The sequence below is a fragment of the Nocardia sp. NPDC004415 genome, assembly GCF_053602435.1.
In genome coordinates this window covers 1-18716 of the sequence record NZ_JBSGDP010000051.1, presented here as the reverse complement: position 1 = coordinate 18716, position 18716 = coordinate 1, and the positions used below count along the sequence as shown (strand labels likewise).

Genomic DNA, 18716 nt, shown 5'->3' with positions numbered 1-18716 from the left:
CGTGCCCGTCAGCCGGACGGGGCGTCGAGGGTGATGCGGTGGGCGGGGTCGGCGAGCAGCGCGGGGGTGAGGTCGGTGGTTTCGGCGGTGCGCCAGCGGGCGTGCCAGGTGGGGACACCGCCGGGCAGGTCCAGTTCGCGCGGGGTGGTGAGCAGCGGGAGGTCGAGCCGGGCGGCGGTCACGGTGACACCGGCGTTGGCGGGCGTGTGCGACCAGGCGTCGTCGACGACATCGGTGATGCGGACGCCGAGGCGGTGGCCGGTGGCGAGGCGGGCGTCCTGCCAGAGCAGGCGGAGGTCGGTCCGGGCGCGGACCGGGGCGATGCCGCGGGTGATGACGGTGGCGCGGCCGTCGGGGGCGATGTCGTAGAGCTCGACGGTGACGGTGGCCTCCGGTGGGCCGGTCAGCGAGAGCGTCGCGGTGGGTCGTCCGGCGAGGTGGACCGGTGTCGCGAAAGGTTCGGTGATGGACCAGATCTCGCGGTCCGGGCCGGGCAGCAAGCCGCGGTCGGTGTAGGTGCCGGTGCGCAGGTCGATCGAGGTGCGGCGGGAATCCGCCGGGGGCCACACGGATTCGCCGCGCCAGCCGCCGTCGAACTGGCCGACGGTGACCGGCGGGCCGGGGACCTCGACATCGGCCCCGGCGACATGGCGATCCAGGAACGCGTAGAGCTCACCGGCGAACTGCGGGGTGCCGCATTTCTCCCGGCAGTCCGAATGTCCCCACTGACCGAACCACGCGCGGTGCTCGCCGGGGCCGCGCGCCTCCCACGCCTCGAGGACGCGGTCGGCGCGGGTGTTGGAGTCGAGGAAGCTCTGACCGAGGAACAGTGGAGTGGTGTTGCCGCGCAGCGCCTCCACCATGTCGCGGTCGCGCCAGCCGGGGTTGGTGGCGTCGTGGTCGGTGGTGAGGGCGAGGTAGTCGCTCGCGCACTGCTGGGTCATGGCGACGGCATTGGCCCGGTATTCCGGGGAGTCGTCCCAGTGGCCCGGGGTCGAGGCGATGGCGAGGTGTTCGGCGCCCGCGGTGTCTGCGGGGCGGATTCCATCCTCGGTCAACGGCTTTCCGCCGAACTTCCAGGCGATGCCCTGCATGTACAGGTACGAGAACGGGTCGACGACCGGTTCGAACGCGGCCACCGCGGCCAGTCCCTTCGGCTTCCCGGCCAGCGCCATCATCCCGGTCCAGCCCTCGTACGAGGTACCGACCACGCCGACGCGCCCGGTCGACCACGGGCGGCTCGCCGCCCACTCCACCGCGGCGAACACATCCGAACGCTCCCCCGGCCCACCGAAATCCGGGCAACCATTGGACCCGCCGAACCCGCGCAGGTCCACGATCACATACGTGTACCCGGCGCGCAGCGCCCAGTCGACCGGCAGATTGTCCGTCGACGGCCCACCCTCGGGCCGCGGTTGCGACAGATACGCCAGATGCGCCCGATACGGGCTCGCCGTCAGCAACACCGGCGTCCGCTCCTGCGGCCCCACCCCCGCCGGCCGCAGCACATCGGCATGCAACCGCGTCCCGTCGGCCGCCGTCAGATACTCCTGCGTCCACGTGAACGCCGCCGTCACCGGCTCGGCCGCCACCGGCGCGGCGCTCCCCAGCACCAACGCCACCCCGGCCATCACCCGCACCACAAAACCCCATCGCACCCCTGGACTATGTCGGGCCCCCACCCAGGAGTCCAGCCCCCACATCTCTGGGCGCGTCGGCCAGGTGCAGATCAATCGGACGCCCGCGCCGGCCCGATAGGAAACCAGGCCGACCGCGGAAAACGACAACACCCGCCACACCGGGAGTGTGGCGGGTGTTGTCAGGTACCGCTACCGACGAATCGGCTGGTTACGACTTAGACGTCGTAGTACAGCTCGAACTCGTACGGGTGGGGGCGCAGGTTGACCGGGGCGATCTCGTTGTCGCGCTTGAGCTGGATCCAGGTCTCGATCAGGTCCTCGGTGAAGACGTTGCCTTCGGTGAGGTAGTCGTGGTCCTGCTCGAGGCGGTCGATGACGGTCGCCAGCGAGGTGGGGGCCTGCGGGATGTTCTTGGCCTCCTCGGGCGGCAGCTCGTAGAGGTCCTTGTCGACCGGGGCCAGGGGCTCGATCTTGTTCTTGATGCCGTCCAGGCCGGCCATCATCATGGCGGCGAAGGCCAGGTACGGGTTGCCCGAGGAGTCCGGCGCGCGGAACTCGATGCGCTTGGCCTTCGGGTTGTTGCCCGTCACCGGGATGCGCACGGCAGCCGAGCGGTTGCGCTGCGAGTACACCAGGTTGATGGGAGCCTCGTAGCCCGGCACCAGACGGTGGTAGGAGTTCACGGTCGGGTTGGTGAATGCCAGCAGCGACGGGGCGTGGTGCAGGATGCCGCCGATGTAGTGACGCGCCAGATCCGAGAGGCCACCGTAGCCGGCCTCGTCGTGGAACAGCGGCTTGCCGTCCTTCCACAGCGACTGGTGCACGTGCATGCCCGAGCCGTTGTCACCGAAGAGCGGCTTCGGCATGAAGGTGACGGACTTGCCTTCCTGCCACGCGGTGTTCTTCACGATGTACTTGAACAGCTGCAGGTCGTCGGCCGCGCCCAGCAGGGTGCCGAACTTGTAGTTGATCTCGGCCTGACCGGCGGTGCCGACCTCGTGGTGGCCGCGCTCGAGCTCGAAGCCCGCGTTCTGCAGGTTGGTCGAGATCTTGTCGCGCAGGTCGACGTAGTGGTCGTACGGGGCGACGGGGAAGTAGCCACCCTTGTTGCGGACCTTGTAGCCCAGGTTGCGGCTGCCGTCCGGGTTGAACTCGTTGCCGGTGTTCCACGAGCCCGAGATCGACTCGATCTCGTAGAACGAGCCGTTCATGCCCGAGCCGTAGCGGATGCCGTCGAAGATGTAGAACTCGGCCTCGGCACCGAAGTAGGCGGTGTCGGCGATGCCGGTCGAACGCAGGTACTCCTCCGCCTTGCGCGCGATGTTGCGCGGGTCGCGGGAGTAGGCCTCACGGGTGAACGGGTCGTGCACGAAGAAGTTCAGGTTCAGGGTCTTCGCGGCACGGAACGGGTCGATCCGAGCGGTGCTGAAGTCGGGGAGCAGGAGCATGTCCGACTCGTCGATCGACTGGAAGCCACGCACCGAGGAGCCGTCGAACGCCAGACCCTCTTCGGCCAGGTCGGCGGTGAACGCCTTGGCCGGGATCGAGAAGTGCTGCTGGACGCCGGGCAGGTCGGAGAAGCGGATATCGACGTATTCGATGTCCTCTTCCTTGATGTACTGGATGACCTCTTCGGCCGTGCTGAACGTCACTTGTTCTCCTTACGGATCGGTTCCCAGCCAGTCACGATGCATGGGTTCGTCGCGACCAGACGCTATGGACGCGGTGTTTCCCTACAGTCAAGGCTGTGTTTCGCCAGTGTTACGCGTGCCGGATTGCAGGGTGATGTCTGCCATCCGGGCGCGACCTGCATGCCTCATCCTGCCATCCGCGCTCGCGCGCGGCGACGTGACCTCCACTAATGCGGTCGTGGGCGGCCGACGGCGCGCCTCTATCCTGGAGCCATGGCTCGTATCACCGGCACATGGCTCTCCGGCAATCCCGCGGAACCGGGCGATGAGGACATCGTCGGGTATCCCGGTGAGCTCTACGGCCTGCCGCGCGAGGGCGCGGGCTCGCTGGCCCCGACGTGGCGCCGGGTCGTGGCCCTGTTCCTCGACTGGTTCATCGCGGTCGGCGTCGCCGCGGCGATCACCCGCAGCTTCGCGGGCTCGTCGGTGCCGCTGCTGGTGTGGTTCGTGGTCGGCATCGCCGCGGTGACGCTGTTCGGGTTCACCCCGGGCCAGTACTTCATGAAGCTGCGGGTGCTGCGCATCGACGCGGCGGTGCCGGTCGGTTTCGTGCGCGCGCTGGTGCGCCAGATCCTGATCGTGTTCATCGTCCCGGCGCTGTTCACCGACGCCGACGGCCGCGGCATGCACGACCGCGCCACCGGAACCGCGCTGGTCAACGCGCGCTGAGCCGGCCGACCGGCTCCTGAGACGAGGCGAGCCCGGCACCTGGGCAGGTGCCGGGCTCGCCGGGGAAGCGGGGGTCAGCGGCGGCGGATGGCGCGCTGCATGCCCTTCATCTTGGCGCCGGGGGGCATCGGGCCCTTCGGCATGGCGGGGCCGCTGCGCGAGCTGAGCGCGGCGAGCCTGCCCTCGATCTGGTCCATCCGCTTGACGTCGATGTTGCGCGGCAGCTTGGTGAGGAACTTCTGCAGGTCCTTGAGCGGGGTCTGGCCCTCGTCGTTGCCGACGATCACCTCGTAGATGGGGGTGTCGCCGATGAGGCGGGCGGTGCGCTTCTTCTCCTGGGAGATCAGCGACTTGACCCGCTGCGGGGAGCCCTCGGCGACGAAGATCACGCCGGGCAGGCCGATGACGCGGTGCACCGCGTCGAGCTGGGTGGTCGCGGCGACGCCGTTGGCCACCCGCCACTTGCCCTGCAGGTTCTCCAGCACCCAGGCCGCCGCGCCCGCCTGGCCCTCGGCCTTGCGGTAGACGTTCTTCTGCACCCGGCGTCCGAAGATGATGAACGCCAGCAGCACACCGAGCAGCAGACCCAGCGGCAGCAGGAACCACTGCAGATCGAAGATCAGACCGATCAGGAAGAAGACCACCGTGGTGCCGACGAGTGCGCCGATCATCAGCGGCAGCAGCGCCTTGTCTTCCTTGCGCTGCATGTTGAACGCCTGCCACAACTGCTGACGTCGCTCGCGTGATGCCTGCTTACGGGCCGCTTTAGCCGCGGCCTTGGCTTCCTTCGACGGCTTGCCGCCCTTGCCTCCTGCCATGGTGTCAGCTTAGATGGCCACCCACCGGCCGGTCGGACCGCATGACGCCTGCGGCCCGCGGCCCGGCGATTCAGGCGGCTTTTCCCGGCGCGACCGCGGGTGACCGGCCAGAATGGCCGCATGCGGCCGATCATCGAGAACCAGGCGTACTCCCCCGTCACCGACGGTGTCGACGACGCGACCGCCGAGCGGCTCGCCGTCGCCCTGCGCTGCGCGACCGTCTCCGCCGAGGACCCCGGCCACGACGCCGACGCGGAGTTCGCCGCGCTGGCCGCGCACCTCGAATCGGAGTTCCCGCTGGTGCACGCGCAGCTGACGCTGACCACCTTCGGCCGCGGCAGGCTCTACCGCTGGGACGGCACCGACCCCGGCCGGGTCGCCGCGATCCTGCTCGCCCATCAGGACGTGGTCCCCGCCGAGGACGCGCCGCGCTGGACGCATCCACCGTTCGCCGGGGTGGTCGACGAGGACTACATCTGGGGTCGCGGCGCGATCGACGACAAGAGCCGGGTGCTGGCGATCCTGGAGGCCGTCGAGTGGGCACTGGCCGCCGGGCTGCGGCCCCGGCACACGATCTACCTGGCCTTCGGTCACGACGAGGAAGCGCTCGGCGCCGACGGCGCGGTGCCGATGGCGGCGCATCTGCGCGCGGCCGGGGTGCGGGCGGAGCTGCTGCTCGACGAGGGCGGGGTGATCACCCAGGACGTGGTCGACGGGGTCGACCGGCCGGTGGCGACCATCATGCTCGGCGAGAAGGGGTTCGCCACGGTGCGGCTGTCGGTCACCGATCCCGGCGGGCACTCCTCGATGCCCGGCAAGCAGACCGCGGTGGGCAGACTCGCCCGCGCGGTGGCCCGGGTCCAGGACAATCCGATGCCGCTGCGGCTGACCCCGGTGATCGCCGACATGCTGGCCCGGATGCGCGTGGCCATGCCCGAGCCCCGCCGCAAGCTGCTCGAGCTCGCGGGCACCCGCGGCCTGAGCACCCTGACCACCCCGCTGATCACCCGCGTCCTCGCCGCGGCCCCGACCACCGCGGCGCTGGTGCGCACGACCACCGCGCCCACGGTGATCAGCGGCGGGGTGAAGGCCAATGTGCTGCCGCAGAGCGCCGAGGCGCTGGTGAACTTCCGGATCCTGCCCGGTGATTCGGTGGCCTCGGTGCTCGAGCACTGCGTGCGGGTGATCGGCGACGCCGAGGTGCGGGTCGAGCTCGACGGGGCCACCTCCGAGCCCTCGCAGGTCACCGGGCCGGGGCCGGGCTTCGACCTGATCGACGAGCTGGCCACCGGACTGGTGCCCGGCATCGTCACCACCACCGGACTCGTGCCAGGCGCCACCGACTCCCGCCACTTCGACGGCCTGGCCGAGACCCGCTGCAATTTCGCGCCGATCGTGCTGACCGCCACCGACCTGACCCGGATCCACGGAACCGACGAACGGCTCTCGCGGCTCAACTACGCTCGGCTCATCGAGTTCAACCGGCGTCTGATCGAGCGGCTCTCCGCCCCGGCGCCCGACCCCACAGGAGCACGGCCATGACGACCGACACCGGCGAGTTCGCGGGCACCGGCGGCCGGATCGCCTGGCGCGCATGGCAACCCGAGTCGGCCGCGCGCGCGGTGGTGGTGCTGGTACACGGGGTCGCCGAGCATTCCGGGCGTTACGAGCACGTCGGGTCGGCGCTGGCGGACGCGGGTTTCGCGGTCTACGCCCTCGATCATGTCGGGCACGGGCTCTCGGCGGGCAGCTCGGCCAATATCGGCTCGATGCAGGGCGCGGCCGACAATGTGGCGGCACTGCTCGAGCTGGCGAGCGCCGCCCACCCCGGGCTGCCCCGGTTCCTGCTCGGGCATTCGATGGGCAGCCTGGTGGTGCTGCACCTGGCCACCCGCGGCCCCGTCGACGTGGACGGCATCGTGGTCTCGGCCCCGCCGCTCGACATCCCGCTGGGCAACCCGCTGCAACGCCTGGCCGCGCCCCTGCTCACCCGGGTGGCACCGAATCTCGGTGTGCTGACCCTGGATTCGTCGACCATCAGCCGTGATCCGGAGGTGATCCGCGCCTACGACGAGGACCCGCTGGTGTTCCGCGGCAAGCTGCCCGCGCGCACCGCGGTGGAGATCCTGCAGCACACCGCGCTGGTCAAGCAGCGGCTCGGTGCGCTGTCGGCACCGCTGCTGGTGCTGCACGGCACCGCCGACACGATCGCCGCGCCGTCGAGCGCCGACGTGCTCGAACGCGACGCGGGTTCGGACGATGTCACGGTGCTGCGCTACCCCGGGCTCTTCCACGAGGTCTTCAACGAACCCGAGCAGGAGCAGGTGCTCGGTGACGTCACCGGCTGGCTGACCGGTCACCTGCCCGGCGCCTGATCGGGCAGCATTCCCTCCACCGCGCGGATCGCCCGCTCGACCAGCGCGTCGAACAGGTCGTCGGCCGTGCGCGCGGGTCCCGCGGCGATCCCGCGCGACAGCGGTGCCTCGACCTCGGGATGGGCCGCCAGCCACGGGCCCGGCACGGGGTGGAACATCATCTGCCGGACCTGTTCGTCGCTGCGGTCGTAGCGGTAGTCCACGAGCAGCACGAACCCGAACACCTCGGTGAGGAAGAACCCGCGCACGGTCAGCGCGTCGTCGAGGGACAATCCGACCGCGACGAGGAAGGCCAGCATCCGCTCCGGCTCGATGATGCGCCGGACCGGTACCTCGCCGGGGGTCACCGTCTCGTCCAGGGAGATCAGCGTCGCGCGCGGCACCGAGCGGTAGGCCGCGCGTGCTTCGGCGTAGACGCAGCGCAGGGTGGCACGCCAGTCGGCGGTGTCGAAGTCGTGCACGGGCAGCAGTTCGATCAGCCGGGCGGCGGCCAGGTCGACCACTTCCTGCCGGTCGGCGACCACGTTGTAGAGCGCGCGCACGGTGACGCCGATCTCGGCGGCGAGCCTGCGCATCGTGAGCTGCGGGAACCCCTCGGCGCCCGCGATCTCCAGGGCGACCCTGCCGATCAGCTCCTTGGTGACCGGTTCGTGCCCGCCGGTCCGCGGCGGCCTGCCGCGCTTGCGTCGATTGAGCTTAGCCTCACCTCATGAACTCCTCGGTGAGCCTTCGCGCTGTCATCGCCCGCCGTCGGCTCGGTCTGGCCACGGCCGCCCTGCTGGCGGTGCTCGCCGCCGTGCTGGCGCTGGCGCCGTACGTGGCGGTGTACCGGGTGGCGGTGGAGCTGTTCACCGAAGGTGGTGACCCGGACCGGATTCCGGTGATCGCGCTGTGGACGGCGCTGGCCGTGGCGGGGCGCGCGGCGCTGTCGGGACTGTCCTCGCACACCGCGCACGTCGCGGCCTATCGGGTACTGGCGGATCTGCGGCTGGCCCTGGCCGAGAAGTTGCGCGTCATCCCGCTGGGGCGGGTGCAGGCCCGCTCGACCGGCGAGCTGAAGAAGCTGCTGCACGACGATGTCGAGCAGCTGGAAGAGGCCCTCGCCCACGGTGTTCCGGACCTGGCGGCCGCGATCGCCGTCCCGGTGGCGACCACCGTGCTGTTCTTCGCCATCGACTGGCGCCTGGCCCTGGTGGCCGTGGGCGCGCTGCTGATCCTGCTGGTGGTCTCCGGCGCGGGGATGGCGATGGCGCAGAAGTCCAACGCGGCCATGGCCGGGCACCTCACCGCGCTGAACTCGGCGGTGTCGGGATATCTCGACGGGCTCACGGTGATTCGCGGGTTCCTGCGCCCCGATTCGGGATACGACCAGGCCCGCACCGCGATCGTCGACGGCTTCGAGTACCAGCGCCGGGCCCAGGCCGGGCCGACCTCGTGGGTGGTGTCGGTGATGCTGGCGGGCACCGGGTTCGCGGTCGCGGCCATGCTGCCGGTGGCGGGCATCGGCGCGGTGCACGGCTGGGTGCCGGTTCCGACGCTGATCCTGATGCTGGTGCTGTGCCTGGGTTATCTGTCGCCGCTGATGAGCCTGGTCGGGGTGCTGGCCACGCTGATGATCCGCCTCCAGTTCGCGGCGGGCTCGATCACCGCGATGCTCGACGAACCGGCTCTGCCCGAACCGGAGCGGCCCGTGCGCCCGGCGACCTTCGACGTGCGCCTGCGCGCGGTGCGGTTCGCGTATTCCGAGACCGCGGAAGCACTTTCGGGCATCGACCTCAGCGTCCCGGCGGGCTCGTCACTGGCGCTGGTCGGGCCGACGGGGGCGGGCAAGTCCACCATCGCGCGCCTGATCGCCCGGCTGTGGGACCCCGACGCGGGCAGCGTCGAGATCGGCGGGGTGGATCTGCGCGAGATCGGGTCGGCCGAGCTGGCCCGGCTGGTCGCCTATGTCCAGCAGGACGAGTACATCTTCGCCGCGACGCTCGCCGAGAACATCCGCGTCGCCCGTCCCGGTGCCACCGACGCCGAGGTGATCGCCGCGGGCGAGGCGGCGCAGCTGGGCGAGGTGGCCGCGGAGCTGGGCGGCTGGGACACCGAGCTGCCACCCGGTGGCGGGCGGCTCTCCGGTGGTCAGCGGCAGCGGATCTCGATCGCGCGGGCGCTGGTGAAGGACGCGCCGGTCGTCGTCCTCGACGAGGCCACCGCCTCGCTCGACGCCGAAACCGAACGGCACACCCTGGCCGCCCTCGCCCGCCTGACGGCCGGGCGCACGGTGATCGCCATCGCGCACCGCCTCGACACCGTGCGCGGCAGCGACCGGATCGCCGTGGTCGACGCGGGCACCGTCACCGCCATCGGCACCCACGACGAACTCACCCGCGACAGCGCCACCTACCGCACCCTCTGGGCCGCCTACACCGCGGCCGACGGCTGGCGGCTCGACCCGGTCGAGACGCGGGCACACGCCACCATTCCCAACCCGCCCCCGGCCACCGAGCCCGACGAGTGGACCCGCGCGGCCCGCGACGTGGTCACCCCCGGCGTGGCGGGGATGACCTTCGGCAAGCAGTGGCGCACCCTCTACGGACGCGGCTGGCCGGAGCTGGTGCGGCACGGGCTGATCCGGCTGTTGCTGGAGTCGCTGGTGCGCGGGGTGCCGCTGGCGGCGGTGTTCCTGGTGGTCTCGCGCGCCGTCGACGGCGAATTGAGCACCGGCTTCCTGTGGCAGGTGTTCGGCCTGCTCACCGCCGGTCTGGTGGCGCGGCTGTTCCTGTCGCGCTGGGCCAATCTGTCTGTCTGGGGGCTGGCCGACCGCGCCAAGACCGACATCATGCTCTCGATCATCGAACGCCTGCGCCGCGTGCCGATGGGTTTCCTCGGCCGCGTCGACCGCGGCCGCATCACCACGCTGATCACCAACGACACCCTGATGCTCGACTTCCAGAACGTGCCGGGCCAGGTGGCCGCGGCGTGCGTGCAGCCGCTCTACGCGGCGGTCATCCTGACCGTCCTCGACTGGCGGCTGGCGCTGGCCGCGCTGATCGGCATCCCGATCTTCCTCGCGATCACCGTGTGGAGCGACCGGATCTATCACCGGGTGTTCGCCGATCTGCACCGCGCGCGGGCGCGGGCCTCGACCGTGCTGCTCGAGCAGGCGCGCGGCGCGGCGGTGCTGCGCGGGGCCGCCGATTCCGCGGTGGCCCAGCGCTATCGCGAGGTGGTCGAGCAGTTGCGTGGCGCGAGTGTGGCCATGTCGGTGCGCGCGACGCCGTCGACCGCGCTGGGCAGTATCGCGGTGGAGAGTGGCCTGGTGGTGCTGATCGTGGTGGGCGCGGCCCTGTATCGCGGTGGCGAGGTGAGCGCGGCGACGCTGCTGCTGTTCCTGTTCCTCGCCCTGGCGCTCTACCAGCCGATCCAGGAACTCAACGCCCTGGCCGGATACCGGCGCAATCAGGAGCAGATCGCCGCCAGGATCGCCGAGGTGTGGGATGAACCGGTGCTCAGCGAACCGGAGCGGCCGACGACCCCGGCGGACGCCACCCTGCGCTTCGATGCCGTGAGTTTCGGCTACGGCGGCGAGCGGGTGCTCGACGAGGTGTCCTTCGAGGCCCGGCCGGGCACGGTCACCGCGCTGGTCGGGCCGTCGGGGGCGGGCAAGTCGACCATCGCGGCGCTGGCCGCGCGGCTGTGGGATGTCGAGCAGGGCGCCGTCCGGCTCGGCGGAGTACCGCTGCCGGAGGTGGGCAGCGACACGGTGATGGCGGCGGTGACCACCGTCTACCAGGACGTGTACCTGTTCCCCGACACCGTGCGCCGCAATGTCGCGCTCGGCCGCCCGCGGGCCACCGACGACGAGATCTGGGCCGCCCTGACGGCCGCCCAATGCGACGACGTGGTGGCCGCGCTGCCCGACGGGCTCGACACGCTACTCGGTGACGGCGGCTCGACCCTGTCGGGCGGTCAGCGCCAGCGGCTCTCGATCGCGCGGGCCCTGCTGAAGGACTCCCCCGTGCTGATCCTGGACGAGGCGGTCTCGGCGGTCGACCCCGACACCGAGGCCCGCATCCAGCAGGCCCTGCAGACCCTGGCGGCGGGACGGACGGTGCTGGTCATCGCGCACCGGCTCGAGACCGTCCGGCAGGTCGACCAGATCGTGGTCCTCGACCGTGGCCGGGTCGACGCGACGGGCACCCACGCCGAGCTGCTCGCGCGCAGCGCCGGCTACCGGCGCCTGCTGGGCGAATCGGTGGACAGCGGGGAGGCCGATCCGGTGCCCGCCCGCTGAGTAGACTCCGGACATGGGAAACACGTCTTCCGGCGCCGTCGCCTTCATCCGCGCCAGCTGGCACAGCTCCATCGTCTCCAAGGCGCACGAGGGCTTCCTCGCCGAGTACGCCGGGCTGGGCTTCGACCCGGCCGCGGTCGAGTCCTTCGACGTGCCGGGTGCCTTCGAGATCCCGCTGCACGCCCAGCGCCTGGCCCGCACCGGCCGCTACGACGCGGTGGTGGCCGCGGCGCTGGTCGTCGACGGTGGCATCTACCGGCACGATTTCGTCGCCTCGGCGGTGATCGACGGCCTGATGCGGGTGCAGCTCGACACCGATGTGCCGGTGTTCTCGGTGGTGCTCACCCCGCACCACTTCCACGAACACAGCGAGCACGTGGACTACTACACCAACCACTTCGTGACGAAGGGAGCCGAGGCCGCCCGCGCGGTGGCGAACACCCTCAGCTCCCTGCGATCCCTGCCCGCCTAGCTAGGCGAACTTCGTCAGGCAGGCCTGTTCGCCGTCGAGCACGCCGGTGCGGAACGCCTCGAGGCGCTGATAACCACTCGGCACCACCTCGCCGTTCACATCGGCGGCGGCCAGGCCGTCGGCGAGCAGACCGGACACCGCTTCGTCCAGGTCACCGGCCGACAGGCGCGGATCACTGCTGGGCTCACTGAGTTTCGTGGTGAGCGCGCCGGACAGGCACGCCGTGCGCAGGCCCGCGGTCGCGGCACCGGTGAGCGAGAGCCCACGGTCCTGCTGGACCGCGAGCGCGTAGCGCGAGACGAACACCACCGCCGCGTTGTAGTCGCCGGTCACCACCGCCGACAGCGACTTGTTCTGCGTCTCGGAGCCCTCGCCCGCGCGGGTGGCCATGGCGCTCAGATCGGTGCCGATGATGTTGCTGCCGGGGCAGTAGGACACCGGCTCGGTGGTGGTGGTCGAGGCGCACGAGCGGGTGACGCCGCTGTAGTCGAACTTGGGCGCCTTCTGCACCGGCATCGACTTGCCGAGCTGGGTCGCGAGGTTGCTCAGGTTCTCCTTGTTCACCGGCAGCTGCTCCTCGCGCTCGTTGTCACCGAAGGTGACCGGCAGACTTCCCCGGCGCTGCGCGATCTCGTCCTTGTTGATTCCCTTGCACGTCGCCGCGCCCTCGGTGTATCCCATCTGCACCGCGGTGACCCGCTCGAAGGCCGAGCCGTGCACGGCATTCGGGTCGTTGGGGTCGCTGTCGCGCACCGCCACGGTCGCGCCGAGCACGCCGTTGAGACCGTCGGTGGTGTTGAGGGTGAAGTGCTTGGAGTTCCCCTCGGCGACATGGCGCAGGAACACCCCGGCCAGGCAGTCGGCCTGCTGTTCCTTGACCAGCGCGTCCATGGTGAGACCGCGCAGCAGGTCGGCCTGGGCCTGGATGGCGTGACCGTACTCGTGGGCCAGCACCATCACCACCGACATGTCGTCGAACCGGTTGATCAGCAGCGGCAGCAGCACCGAGCGGTCCCAGCCGATGGTGTGGTTGAGCGGGCAGTACGCGGCGTTGACCAGCTGGTAGGTGCTACTGAAGCAGAAGTCCACCGCCTCGGACTCCGGCGCCTTGGCCGACCACGAGATGTACTTCGAGGCGGGCTTGAAACTGCCGCGGAAGGTCTTGGAGTACTCGGTCTGCCAGAACTCCTCGATATCGGCGATGGCGTTGAGCGCGAGGGTGTCCACCGCGCCGCCGTCGCCGTTGTCGGCCTTCTTGTCGGTGTCGGGCACGCCGGAACGCGGTCCGCTCGGGCCGGTGGCCGAGGCCGCCCCCGCCACCTCCCACGGATTGTCGACGGCCGCGACGGCCTTGTCACCGGCGACGGTGTCCGCCGAACAGCCGGTCGTCAGTACCCCGACGCTCACCAATGCCGCGGCTGCGGCGATGGCGAAGCGATGCTTGATCATGCGCTGATTCCTCCCCGGAAAGACGCGGACACGAGCAGTCCGCTGTCGAGCGCTCACATGGTAGTCGAGATCGCTCAGCGGTCCAGCCGGACCGTGGCCAGCACCGCGCGGTGATCGCTGCCCGGAATGGTCAGCGCGCGTACCTGTTCGGCGACGCCGCCGGCGAGCAGGATGTGGTCGATGCCGATCACCGGACCCCATCGGCGATCGGCCGGGAAGGTGAGCAGCATCCCGTCACCGGTTTGTTCCGCGGCCGCCTCGAACGGGCCGTCCAGCAGCGCCCGATAGGCCGAATGGTGCTGGGTGGCATTGAAATCCGCGCCGACGACCGCCGGTCCGGTGACCCCGGCCAGGATCTCGTCGACCCGGCGCAGTTCCGCCGACCACGCGTCGAAGTTCAGGTTCGGCGGGATCGGGTGGAAGGCGAACACCGAGATGTCGCCGCGCTGCGGATGCCGCATGGTCGCGGAGATATTGCTCATGATGAAGCCGTCGTATTTCACGGTGTCGTGCAACGGGTATCGGCTGTAGATGCCGGTCCCGCCGCCACCGGACCGCGCCGGTTCCAAGTAGACGTGCGGCAGTTGTTCCTCGAGCCCGGCCGCGCGCAACCGCACGATCGCGTCGTCGGTCAGTTCGTCGACGGTGAGCACGTCGACGGCGCTGTCGCGCACCACCTGGGTCACCGCGACCGGGTCGGCCCGGCCGAACAGCAGATTCGATTGCAGCACCACGAGTTCCGGCCCGTCGGCGGCCCGGCTGTCGGGCACGAACGGCGGCACCAGCGTCCACAGCACCCCCGCGAGCACCACCCCGGCCACGCCCGCGCTGCGCCACCTGCGGGCCGCCAACAGCAGCACGACGCCGAGTACGGCGCCCAGCATCAACCACATCGCCCCCGAGGCCAGCAACACCAGATTCCGCCGCTGCCAGTGCCCGGCGTGCAGGACCAATCCCGCCACCGCCGCGACCAGTGCGCCCCACCCCAGGCCGAGCAACGCCCGGTCCATCCATTTACGCATCATCGGGCCAGCCTAGGCGGCACGATCCCAGAGCCCGCTGTGGCGGTTCTGAGGGAACTCTGAGGCCCGCTACAGCGGCAGGCCCGCCTCGATCCAGTTGTAGGCCTGGATCTTGCGGGACTGCGGATCGTTGACGACCTGGTTGATCAGATCGTTGATCTGCTCGGTGGACAGCGGATAGCCGTAGTGCTCGGCCGCGCCCGCCGAGGCCCACAGCGAGGCGAACAGCCCCGGACCACCGAGCAGGTGGGTCAGGGCCGTGGCCACCTCGTCGATGGTCCCGAGCACGCCGTGCACCAGCGCGATGGCGATGTCCTCGTCACCGGGCAGCGCGCCGGGGGCAAGCGCCCCGGATTCGACCACCCGCTGGGCCAGCCAGGTGCCGGGGATCAGCGGGTTCGGGCCGACGGCATCGCCCAGGTAGTAGCGCCATTCGCCGGGGTTGCCCTGGTCGAAGGCGTGGATGTAGAAGGTGCGCGTCAGCGCCCACAGGGCGATGTAGCGCAGCGCGAGCAGTTCCGGACCCAGCTCCGGGCCGTCCGATTCGGCCCGGTCCTTCTCCAGCAGATTCCAGGCGAAACGGAACCAGACCTGCTCGGAATTGCCCACCCAGGTCGCCGGCAACCGCTCGGCCAGGGCCGCGACATCGGCGGCGGGGCCGTCGAATCCGAGATCGCCGGAGGCCTCCACGCGCAGATTGTCGACATAGCCGCGCAGTGCGTCGACGGAGGTGAACACCGCGTAGCCCAGCTGGGCCAGGCGGGTGAGATCGGCATTGGCGGGCTCGAACACCAGCACCACCGGCATGCCGACGCCCGGTTGCAGGCCGTCGGGCCAGAACGCCTCGGCGACGGCGAGTTCGCGGCCGGTGATCGGGTCGGCGACCTCGCTGTCGAGCAGCGGGAAGCCGAAGCCGTCGGCCACCAGGTCGTCGACCAGGGCGTTCACCTGGTCCACCGCCGGATCGCCCAGGGTCGCCCCGGCGACACCGACGGTGAGCAGGTTCGGCCGGTGCAGGGTGCCGGTGCGCAGTTGCTCGAGGAACGCGTCGGCCGCCGCCGACAGCAACAGCCTGCGCGCGCGCAGGAATTCGCGGTAGTTCTCCAGCCGCCACAGCGCCGGATCGGCCGGGATCCACTGCGAGGCCAGCACACCGGGGTTGCGCCGCTCCACCTCGGCGAGATACTCGGCGGGTTCGCGTTCGCCCAGTTCGGTTTCCGAGTCGGGGCTCAGGAAGCAGAAGTTGGCGATGGCGTTGATCTCGTTGCGCTCGTAGCCCGCGTCGCGCAGCATCGTCTTGGGGAACAGGTAGTGCACCTGCACCGGGGTGCGCTCGCCGAACTGCGCGATGCCCAGTTCCGAGCCGCTGCCCAGATCGCGCGAACCGTCAACGCGGGTCAGCAGATACAGCAGGGGGTAGAACCGGGAGCCGCGGGTGGCGCCGGAGAAATCGTCGGCGCACAGGTCCAGCGAGCCGCCGCGCAGCCGCTCCAGCGAGGCGATGAGACCGTCGATCCCGCCACGTTCGAGGGTTTCGTAGTCCTGCTGCAGGAAGGTCTCGGTGGACCCGCTGAACCGGCCCCACAGTGCCTGGTGCACATACCAGTACAGCACCCGGTCGCGGTGCAGGTCGTTGTCGAAGCGGCCGCCGTTGAGGAACAGCAGCCGGGTGATCACCGGAATCGCGTAGCGGCCCATCAGGACCCGGTCGTGGTCCAGGCCGAGGCGGCCTGCCACCGTGTCGAGGAAGGTGTCGACCTGCACGGCGGTGTCGCTGAGCGCCTGCTCGAACTCCGCCGGGGCCAGATCGCCGAGCGCGTCGAAGTGCGCGCGGCCGTTGCCCACCGCGATCACATTGCGTAGCAACCAGTCCAGGGTGAAGGTGTAGCCGTCCTTGTCCCAGCGGATCAGGTGATCGCGCAGGTTGCCGCGGGCCTGCGGCCACTGCGCACACAGGGTGGCCAGCGCCAGGTCGCCCTTGGACAGCTTGGTGCCACCGGAGTTGACCCGGTTGAAGATGTCGACCACCTCGTCGACGGTGCGATCCGAGCCGGTGATGGTCTCGACGTTGAACTCGCGGTGGGTGATCTCGCGCAGCTTGTTGAGCCGGGTCAGGTAGACCGCCAGCGTGTCCGGGGCCTCGTCGGGGAACCGGGACAGATAGTGCATCGGGCCCTGCGCGAACAGTTCGGTGATGTCGATCCAGGCGGGGCTGGTGTCGCGGCCCGGGATCTGGAACTCGAAGACCTCACGCTCGACATCGAAATGCAGGCCGGTGAAGGCGATCGCGTCGCCCTCGAAGAACGACGGCGCGCGCCCGCGCACGATGCCGTAGAGGGTGGTGATGCGCTGCTGGCCGTCGAGCAGCAGCTGACGCAGGCCCGATCCGGTGGCCGTGCCGCGTACCGCGATGTCCTCGGACCCGGTCTCCCACACCAGCAGCCCACCGACCGGATAGCCCAGGTACAGCGACCGCATGAGCCCGCGCACCTGATCCCGGTTCCACACGTATCCGCGCTGGAACTCCGGCAGGAGGACCGCACCGGAGTCGATCTGGTCGAGCAGGTTGGACAGACGTGTCACGGCAGCCTTTCGATCGCGATCCGGTGGCGGCGGACCGCCCCATCGTTTGCACGGATCGTACCGACAAACACCGACACTCCAGCGGCCGAACGGAACTGACGCCGGGGTATCGGGTCAGCGTGGACCGGTCACCGCGTCGCGGAACTGCGGCGAGGCGTAGAACGGGGCCAGCCTGCGGCGCAGGACAGTGTCGAGATAGCCGCGCTCGTCGAGCTTTTGGAGCACCGAGGGGCCGAAGCGCAGCGCCTCCTCGATCAGGTCCTCGCGGCTGACACCCAGCTCCGCGAGCAGTTCGGTCAGTGGGGTGTCGCCGTACTTGTCGAAGACGTGATCGATGCCCTCGTCGAGTAGCGCGTGGAAATAGCCCGTCTCGCGGAAGGTGCGCCAGAACTCGAAGGTGAGTACCACCGCGTCCTCGACGTCCTCGGCCGAGACCAGGTCGCGGAAGGAGCCGACCGCGTCGCCGGTGTGCTTGCGCCAGGTCGCGCGGGCGCTGTCGAGCAACACCTCGTCGGCGTCGTCGCTGTTGCCGCGCAGGATGAATCGCGCGCCGGTGCGGGTGAGCCTGCCGACGCCGTTCTCGATCGCGGGCAGCGCGGGCTCGGCCAGCCGCGACAGCGCGCCGCGCAGCGTGCCCGCCAGGCCGCCGCCGGTGTGCTTGCCGTCGTCGACCGCGGTGACCACCGCGCGCTGCACCGCCTCGACGCAGGCGTCGACGGTGACCGGGCTCGACAGCACCAGCCGCACCAGCCGATGGGTGACGTCCATATCCGCCACCGCGTCGACCAGTTCGTCGAACCGGCGCGGATCGACCACGTCGCCGACCTCGAGCTCGTCGTTGACGCGATGGTTGTAGAGCCGGGCCGCGATCTCGCCGACGAGCTCGGGAATCGCGCCCTCCACCGGGATCTGCACGGCGTATTTGTGCGCGACGTCCTTGATCTGTTCCCTGGTCACCGCCTCGGCCAGGGTCAGCTCCTCGGCCTCGTCGAGCAGTCCGTCGACCTCTTCCTCGACGAACTCGAAGAAGCTCTCCCTGCGCAGCAGCTGGTCCTTGTGGAAGGCCACCTGCGCGTCGAGCAGCCGCATCGCCAGATCGAAGCCGTCCCCGTGCCCCTCGTTCGCACCCATGGTGCCCAGATTCGCACACCCCGCGCGACGGCGTGAGCGAGGCGCTCGCAATCGGTGCCGAACAGGCGCGACACGCCCGGGCTTGCGCGGCAGACTCAGCCCAGATCGCCTCTCGACACACCCATCCGAGCAGTTTGCTGGCGAGTATGGCATACTTGGCTGCTGAGACTGGGCTGATCGCAAGTGATCGCCATGGCTCACCTACGGAAAAGACTTTCAAAAATCATGACTCAAGGCACTGTCAAGTGGTTCAACGGCGAGAAGGGCTTCGGCTTCATCGCCCAAGACGGAGGCGGCCCCGACGTCTTCGTGCATTACTCGGCCATCAGCGGCTCCGGCTTCAAGTCCCTCGATGAGGGTCAGCGGGTGGAGTTCGAGGTCGGCCAGGGCCAGAAGGGCCCTCAGGCTCAGGACGTCCGCGCCATCTGATTCCGGCGCTCCAGTAGTCAAGCCCCATGGCCGCGTTCGAACCCATGCACCAGATCTACCTGGCCGTGCGCGCCATCCTGTTCTTCGACGGGTCGACACCCTCGGCGCCCGCCTGGACATGCCCGTGCTCACCGTGCCCGACCCGGAGGCGG

The 18716-nt window shown here is 70.1% G+C and carries 14 protein-coding genes; 6 read left to right on the top strand and 8 right to left on the bottom strand.

Going from position 1 to position 18716, the window contains the following annotated elements; translation table 11 throughout:
* Positions 1 to 8: 8 nt before the first annotated feature.
* Together ACWEMY_RS21895 and glnA are read right to left on the bottom strand one after the other, a co-directional pair.
* Positions 9 to 1658, bottom strand: coding sequence for a CocE/NonD family hydrolase (locus ACWEMY_RS21895; protein WP_452391493.1), 1650 nt, complete (start codon positions 1656 to 1658; stop codon positions 9 to 11).
* Positions 1659 to 1855: 197 nt separating this feature from the next.
* Complete coding sequence (glnA, locus tag ACWEMY_RS21890) at positions 1856 to 3292, bottom strand: type I glutamate--ammonia ligase (RefSeq protein ID WP_375935855.1); 1437 nt, start codon at positions 3290 to 3292, stop codon at positions 1856 to 1858.
* Positions 3293 to 3544: 252 nt separating this feature from the next.
* On the opposite strand from glnA, the gene ACWEMY_RS21885 reads away from it, so the two are divergent.
* Complete coding sequence (locus tag ACWEMY_RS21885; protein WP_375935858.1) at positions 3545 to 4000, top strand: RDD family protein; 456 nt, start codon at positions 3545 to 3547, stop codon at positions 3998 to 4000.
* A 74-nt stretch (positions 4001 to 4074) separates the two neighbouring features.
* Here ACWEMY_RS21885 and ACWEMY_RS21880 read toward each other — a convergent pair whose 3' ends face one another.
* On the bottom strand, positions 4075 to 4818 hold the full coding sequence (locus tag ACWEMY_RS21880) for a DUF4191 domain-containing protein (protein WP_375935861.1): 744 nt from the start codon (positions 4816 to 4818) through the stop codon (positions 4075 to 4077).
* 120 nt (positions 4819 to 4938) lie between these two features.
* Between ACWEMY_RS21880 and ACWEMY_RS21875 the strand changes: the two genes are divergently transcribed.
* Both ACWEMY_RS21875 and ACWEMY_RS21870 read left to right on the top strand, forming a co-directional pair.
* On the top strand, positions 4939 to 6360 hold the full coding sequence (locus ACWEMY_RS21875) for a M20/M25/M40 family metallo-hydrolase (protein WP_452391492.1): 1422 nt from the start codon (positions 4939 to 4941) through the stop codon (positions 6358 to 6360).
* Positions 6357 to 7193 (top strand): alpha/beta hydrolase, encoded by an 837-nt coding sequence (locus ACWEMY_RS21870; RefSeq protein WP_452391491.1) that lies wholly within the window; start codon positions 6357 to 6359, stop codon positions 7191 to 7193. Before ACWEMY_RS21875 ends, ACWEMY_RS21870 begins: the two co-directional genes overlap by 4 nt.
* On the opposite strand, the gene ACWEMY_RS21865 is transcribed toward ACWEMY_RS21870, so the two are convergent.
* On the bottom strand, positions 7175 to 7768 hold the full coding sequence (locus tag ACWEMY_RS21865; RefSeq protein WP_452391490.1) for a TetR family transcriptional regulator: 594 nt from the start codon (positions 7766 to 7768) through the stop codon (positions 7175 to 7177). The two genes, ACWEMY_RS21870 and ACWEMY_RS21865, sit on opposite strands and share 19 nt — an antisense overlap.
* A 134-nt stretch (positions 7769 to 7902) precedes the next feature.
* Here ACWEMY_RS21865 and ACWEMY_RS21860 point away from each other — a divergent pair, with 134 nt between their 5' ends.
* Both ACWEMY_RS21860 and ACWEMY_RS21855 read left to right on the top strand, forming a co-directional pair.
* Positions 7903 to 11478 carry an ABC transporter ATP-binding protein gene (locus ACWEMY_RS21860; RefSeq protein ID WP_452391489.1) on the top strand — a complete coding sequence of 1192 codons (3576 nt, stop codon included), beginning with the start codon at positions 7903 to 7905 and terminating at the stop codon, positions 11476 to 11478.
* 13 nt (positions 11479 to 11491) lie between these two features.
* The gene (locus ACWEMY_RS21855) at positions 11492 to 11950 is read left to right on the top strand and encodes a 6,7-dimethyl-8-ribityllumazine synthase (RefSeq protein ID WP_375935876.1); all 459 of its coding nucleotides are present in this window, start codon (positions 11492 to 11494) and stop codon (positions 11948 to 11950) included.
* On the opposite strand, the gene ACWEMY_RS21850 is transcribed toward ACWEMY_RS21855, so the two are convergent.
* From ACWEMY_RS21850 to ACWEMY_RS21835, 4 genes are all read right to left on the bottom strand, one after another.
* Entirely contained in the window at positions 11951 to 13399 is a 1449-nt protein-coding gene (locus tag ACWEMY_RS21850; RefSeq protein ID WP_452391488.1) for a metallopeptidase, read from the bottom strand. It lies immediately after the preceding gene.
* Between the two features lie 74 nt (positions 13400 to 13473).
* Positions 13474 to 14424, bottom strand: coding sequence for an endonuclease/exonuclease/phosphatase family protein (locus ACWEMY_RS21845; protein ID WP_452391487.1), 951 nt, complete (start codon positions 14422 to 14424; stop codon positions 13474 to 13476).
* 66 nt (positions 14425 to 14490) lie between these two features.
* On the bottom strand, positions 14491 to 17004 hold the full coding sequence (locus ACWEMY_RS21840) for a GmrSD restriction endonuclease domain-containing protein (protein WP_452391486.1): 2514 nt from the start codon (positions 17002 to 17004) through the stop codon (positions 14491 to 14493).
* A 114-nt stretch (positions 17005 to 17118) separates the two neighbouring features.
* Positions 17119 to 18135, bottom strand: a complete 1017-nt coding sequence (locus tag ACWEMY_RS21835; RefSeq protein WP_452391485.1) for a hypothetical protein — start codon at positions 18133 to 18135, stop codon at positions 17119 to 17121.
* A gap of 225 nt (positions 18136 to 18360) precedes the next feature.
* Between ACWEMY_RS21835 and ACWEMY_RS21830 the strand changes: the two genes are divergently transcribed.
* Entirely contained in the window at positions 18361 to 18564 is a 204-nt protein-coding gene (locus ACWEMY_RS21830; protein ID WP_019046048.1) for a cold-shock protein, read from the top strand.
* Positions 18565 to 18716 lie beyond the last annotated feature (152 nt).

Excerpts from the sequence above, each read along its gene's own strand:
- ACWEMY_RS21875 (WP_452391492.1), top strand. The coding sequence starts at position 4,939 with ATGCGGCCGATCATCGAGAACCAGGCGTACTCCCCCGTCACCGACGGT.
- ACWEMY_RS21865 (WP_452391490.1), bottom strand. The coding sequence starts at position 7,768 with ATGCGCAGGCTCGCCGCCGAGATCGGCGTCACCGTGCGCGCGCTCTAC.
- ACWEMY_RS21850 (WP_452391488.1), bottom strand. The coding sequence starts at position 13,399 with ATGATCAAGCATCGCTTCGCCATCGCCGCAGCCGCGGCATTGGTGAGC.
- ACWEMY_RS21845 (WP_452391487.1), bottom strand. The coding sequence starts at position 14,424 with ATGATGCGTAAATGGATGGACCGGGCGTTGCTCGGCCTGGGGTGGGGC.
- ACWEMY_RS21860 (WP_452391489.1), top strand. The coding sequence starts at position 7,903 with ATGAACTCCTCGGTGAGCCTTCGCGCTGTCATCGCCCGCCGTCGGCTC.
- ACWEMY_RS21880 (WP_375935861.1), bottom strand. The coding sequence starts at position 4,818 with ATGGCAGGAGGCAAGGGCGGCAAGCCGTCGAAGGAAGCCAAGGCCGCG.
- ACWEMY_RS21885 (WP_375935858.1), top strand. The coding sequence starts at position 3,545 with ATGGCTCGTATCACCGGCACATGGCTCTCCGGCAATCCCGCGGAACCG.
- ACWEMY_RS21855 (WP_375935876.1), top strand. The coding sequence starts at position 11,492 with ATGGGAAACACGTCTTCCGGCGCCGTCGCCTTCATCCGCGCCAGCTGG.
- ACWEMY_RS21835 (WP_452391485.1), bottom strand. The coding sequence starts at position 18,135 with ATGGGTGCGAACGAGGGGCACGGGGACGGCTTCGATCTGGCGATGCGG.
- ACWEMY_RS21870 (WP_452391491.1), top strand. The coding sequence starts at position 6,357 with ATGACGACCGACACCGGCGAGTTCGCGGGCACCGGCGGCCGGATCGCC.
- ACWEMY_RS21830 (WP_019046048.1), top strand. The coding sequence starts at position 18,361 with ATGACTCAAGGCACTGTCAAGTGGTTCAACGGCGAGAAGGGCTTCGGC.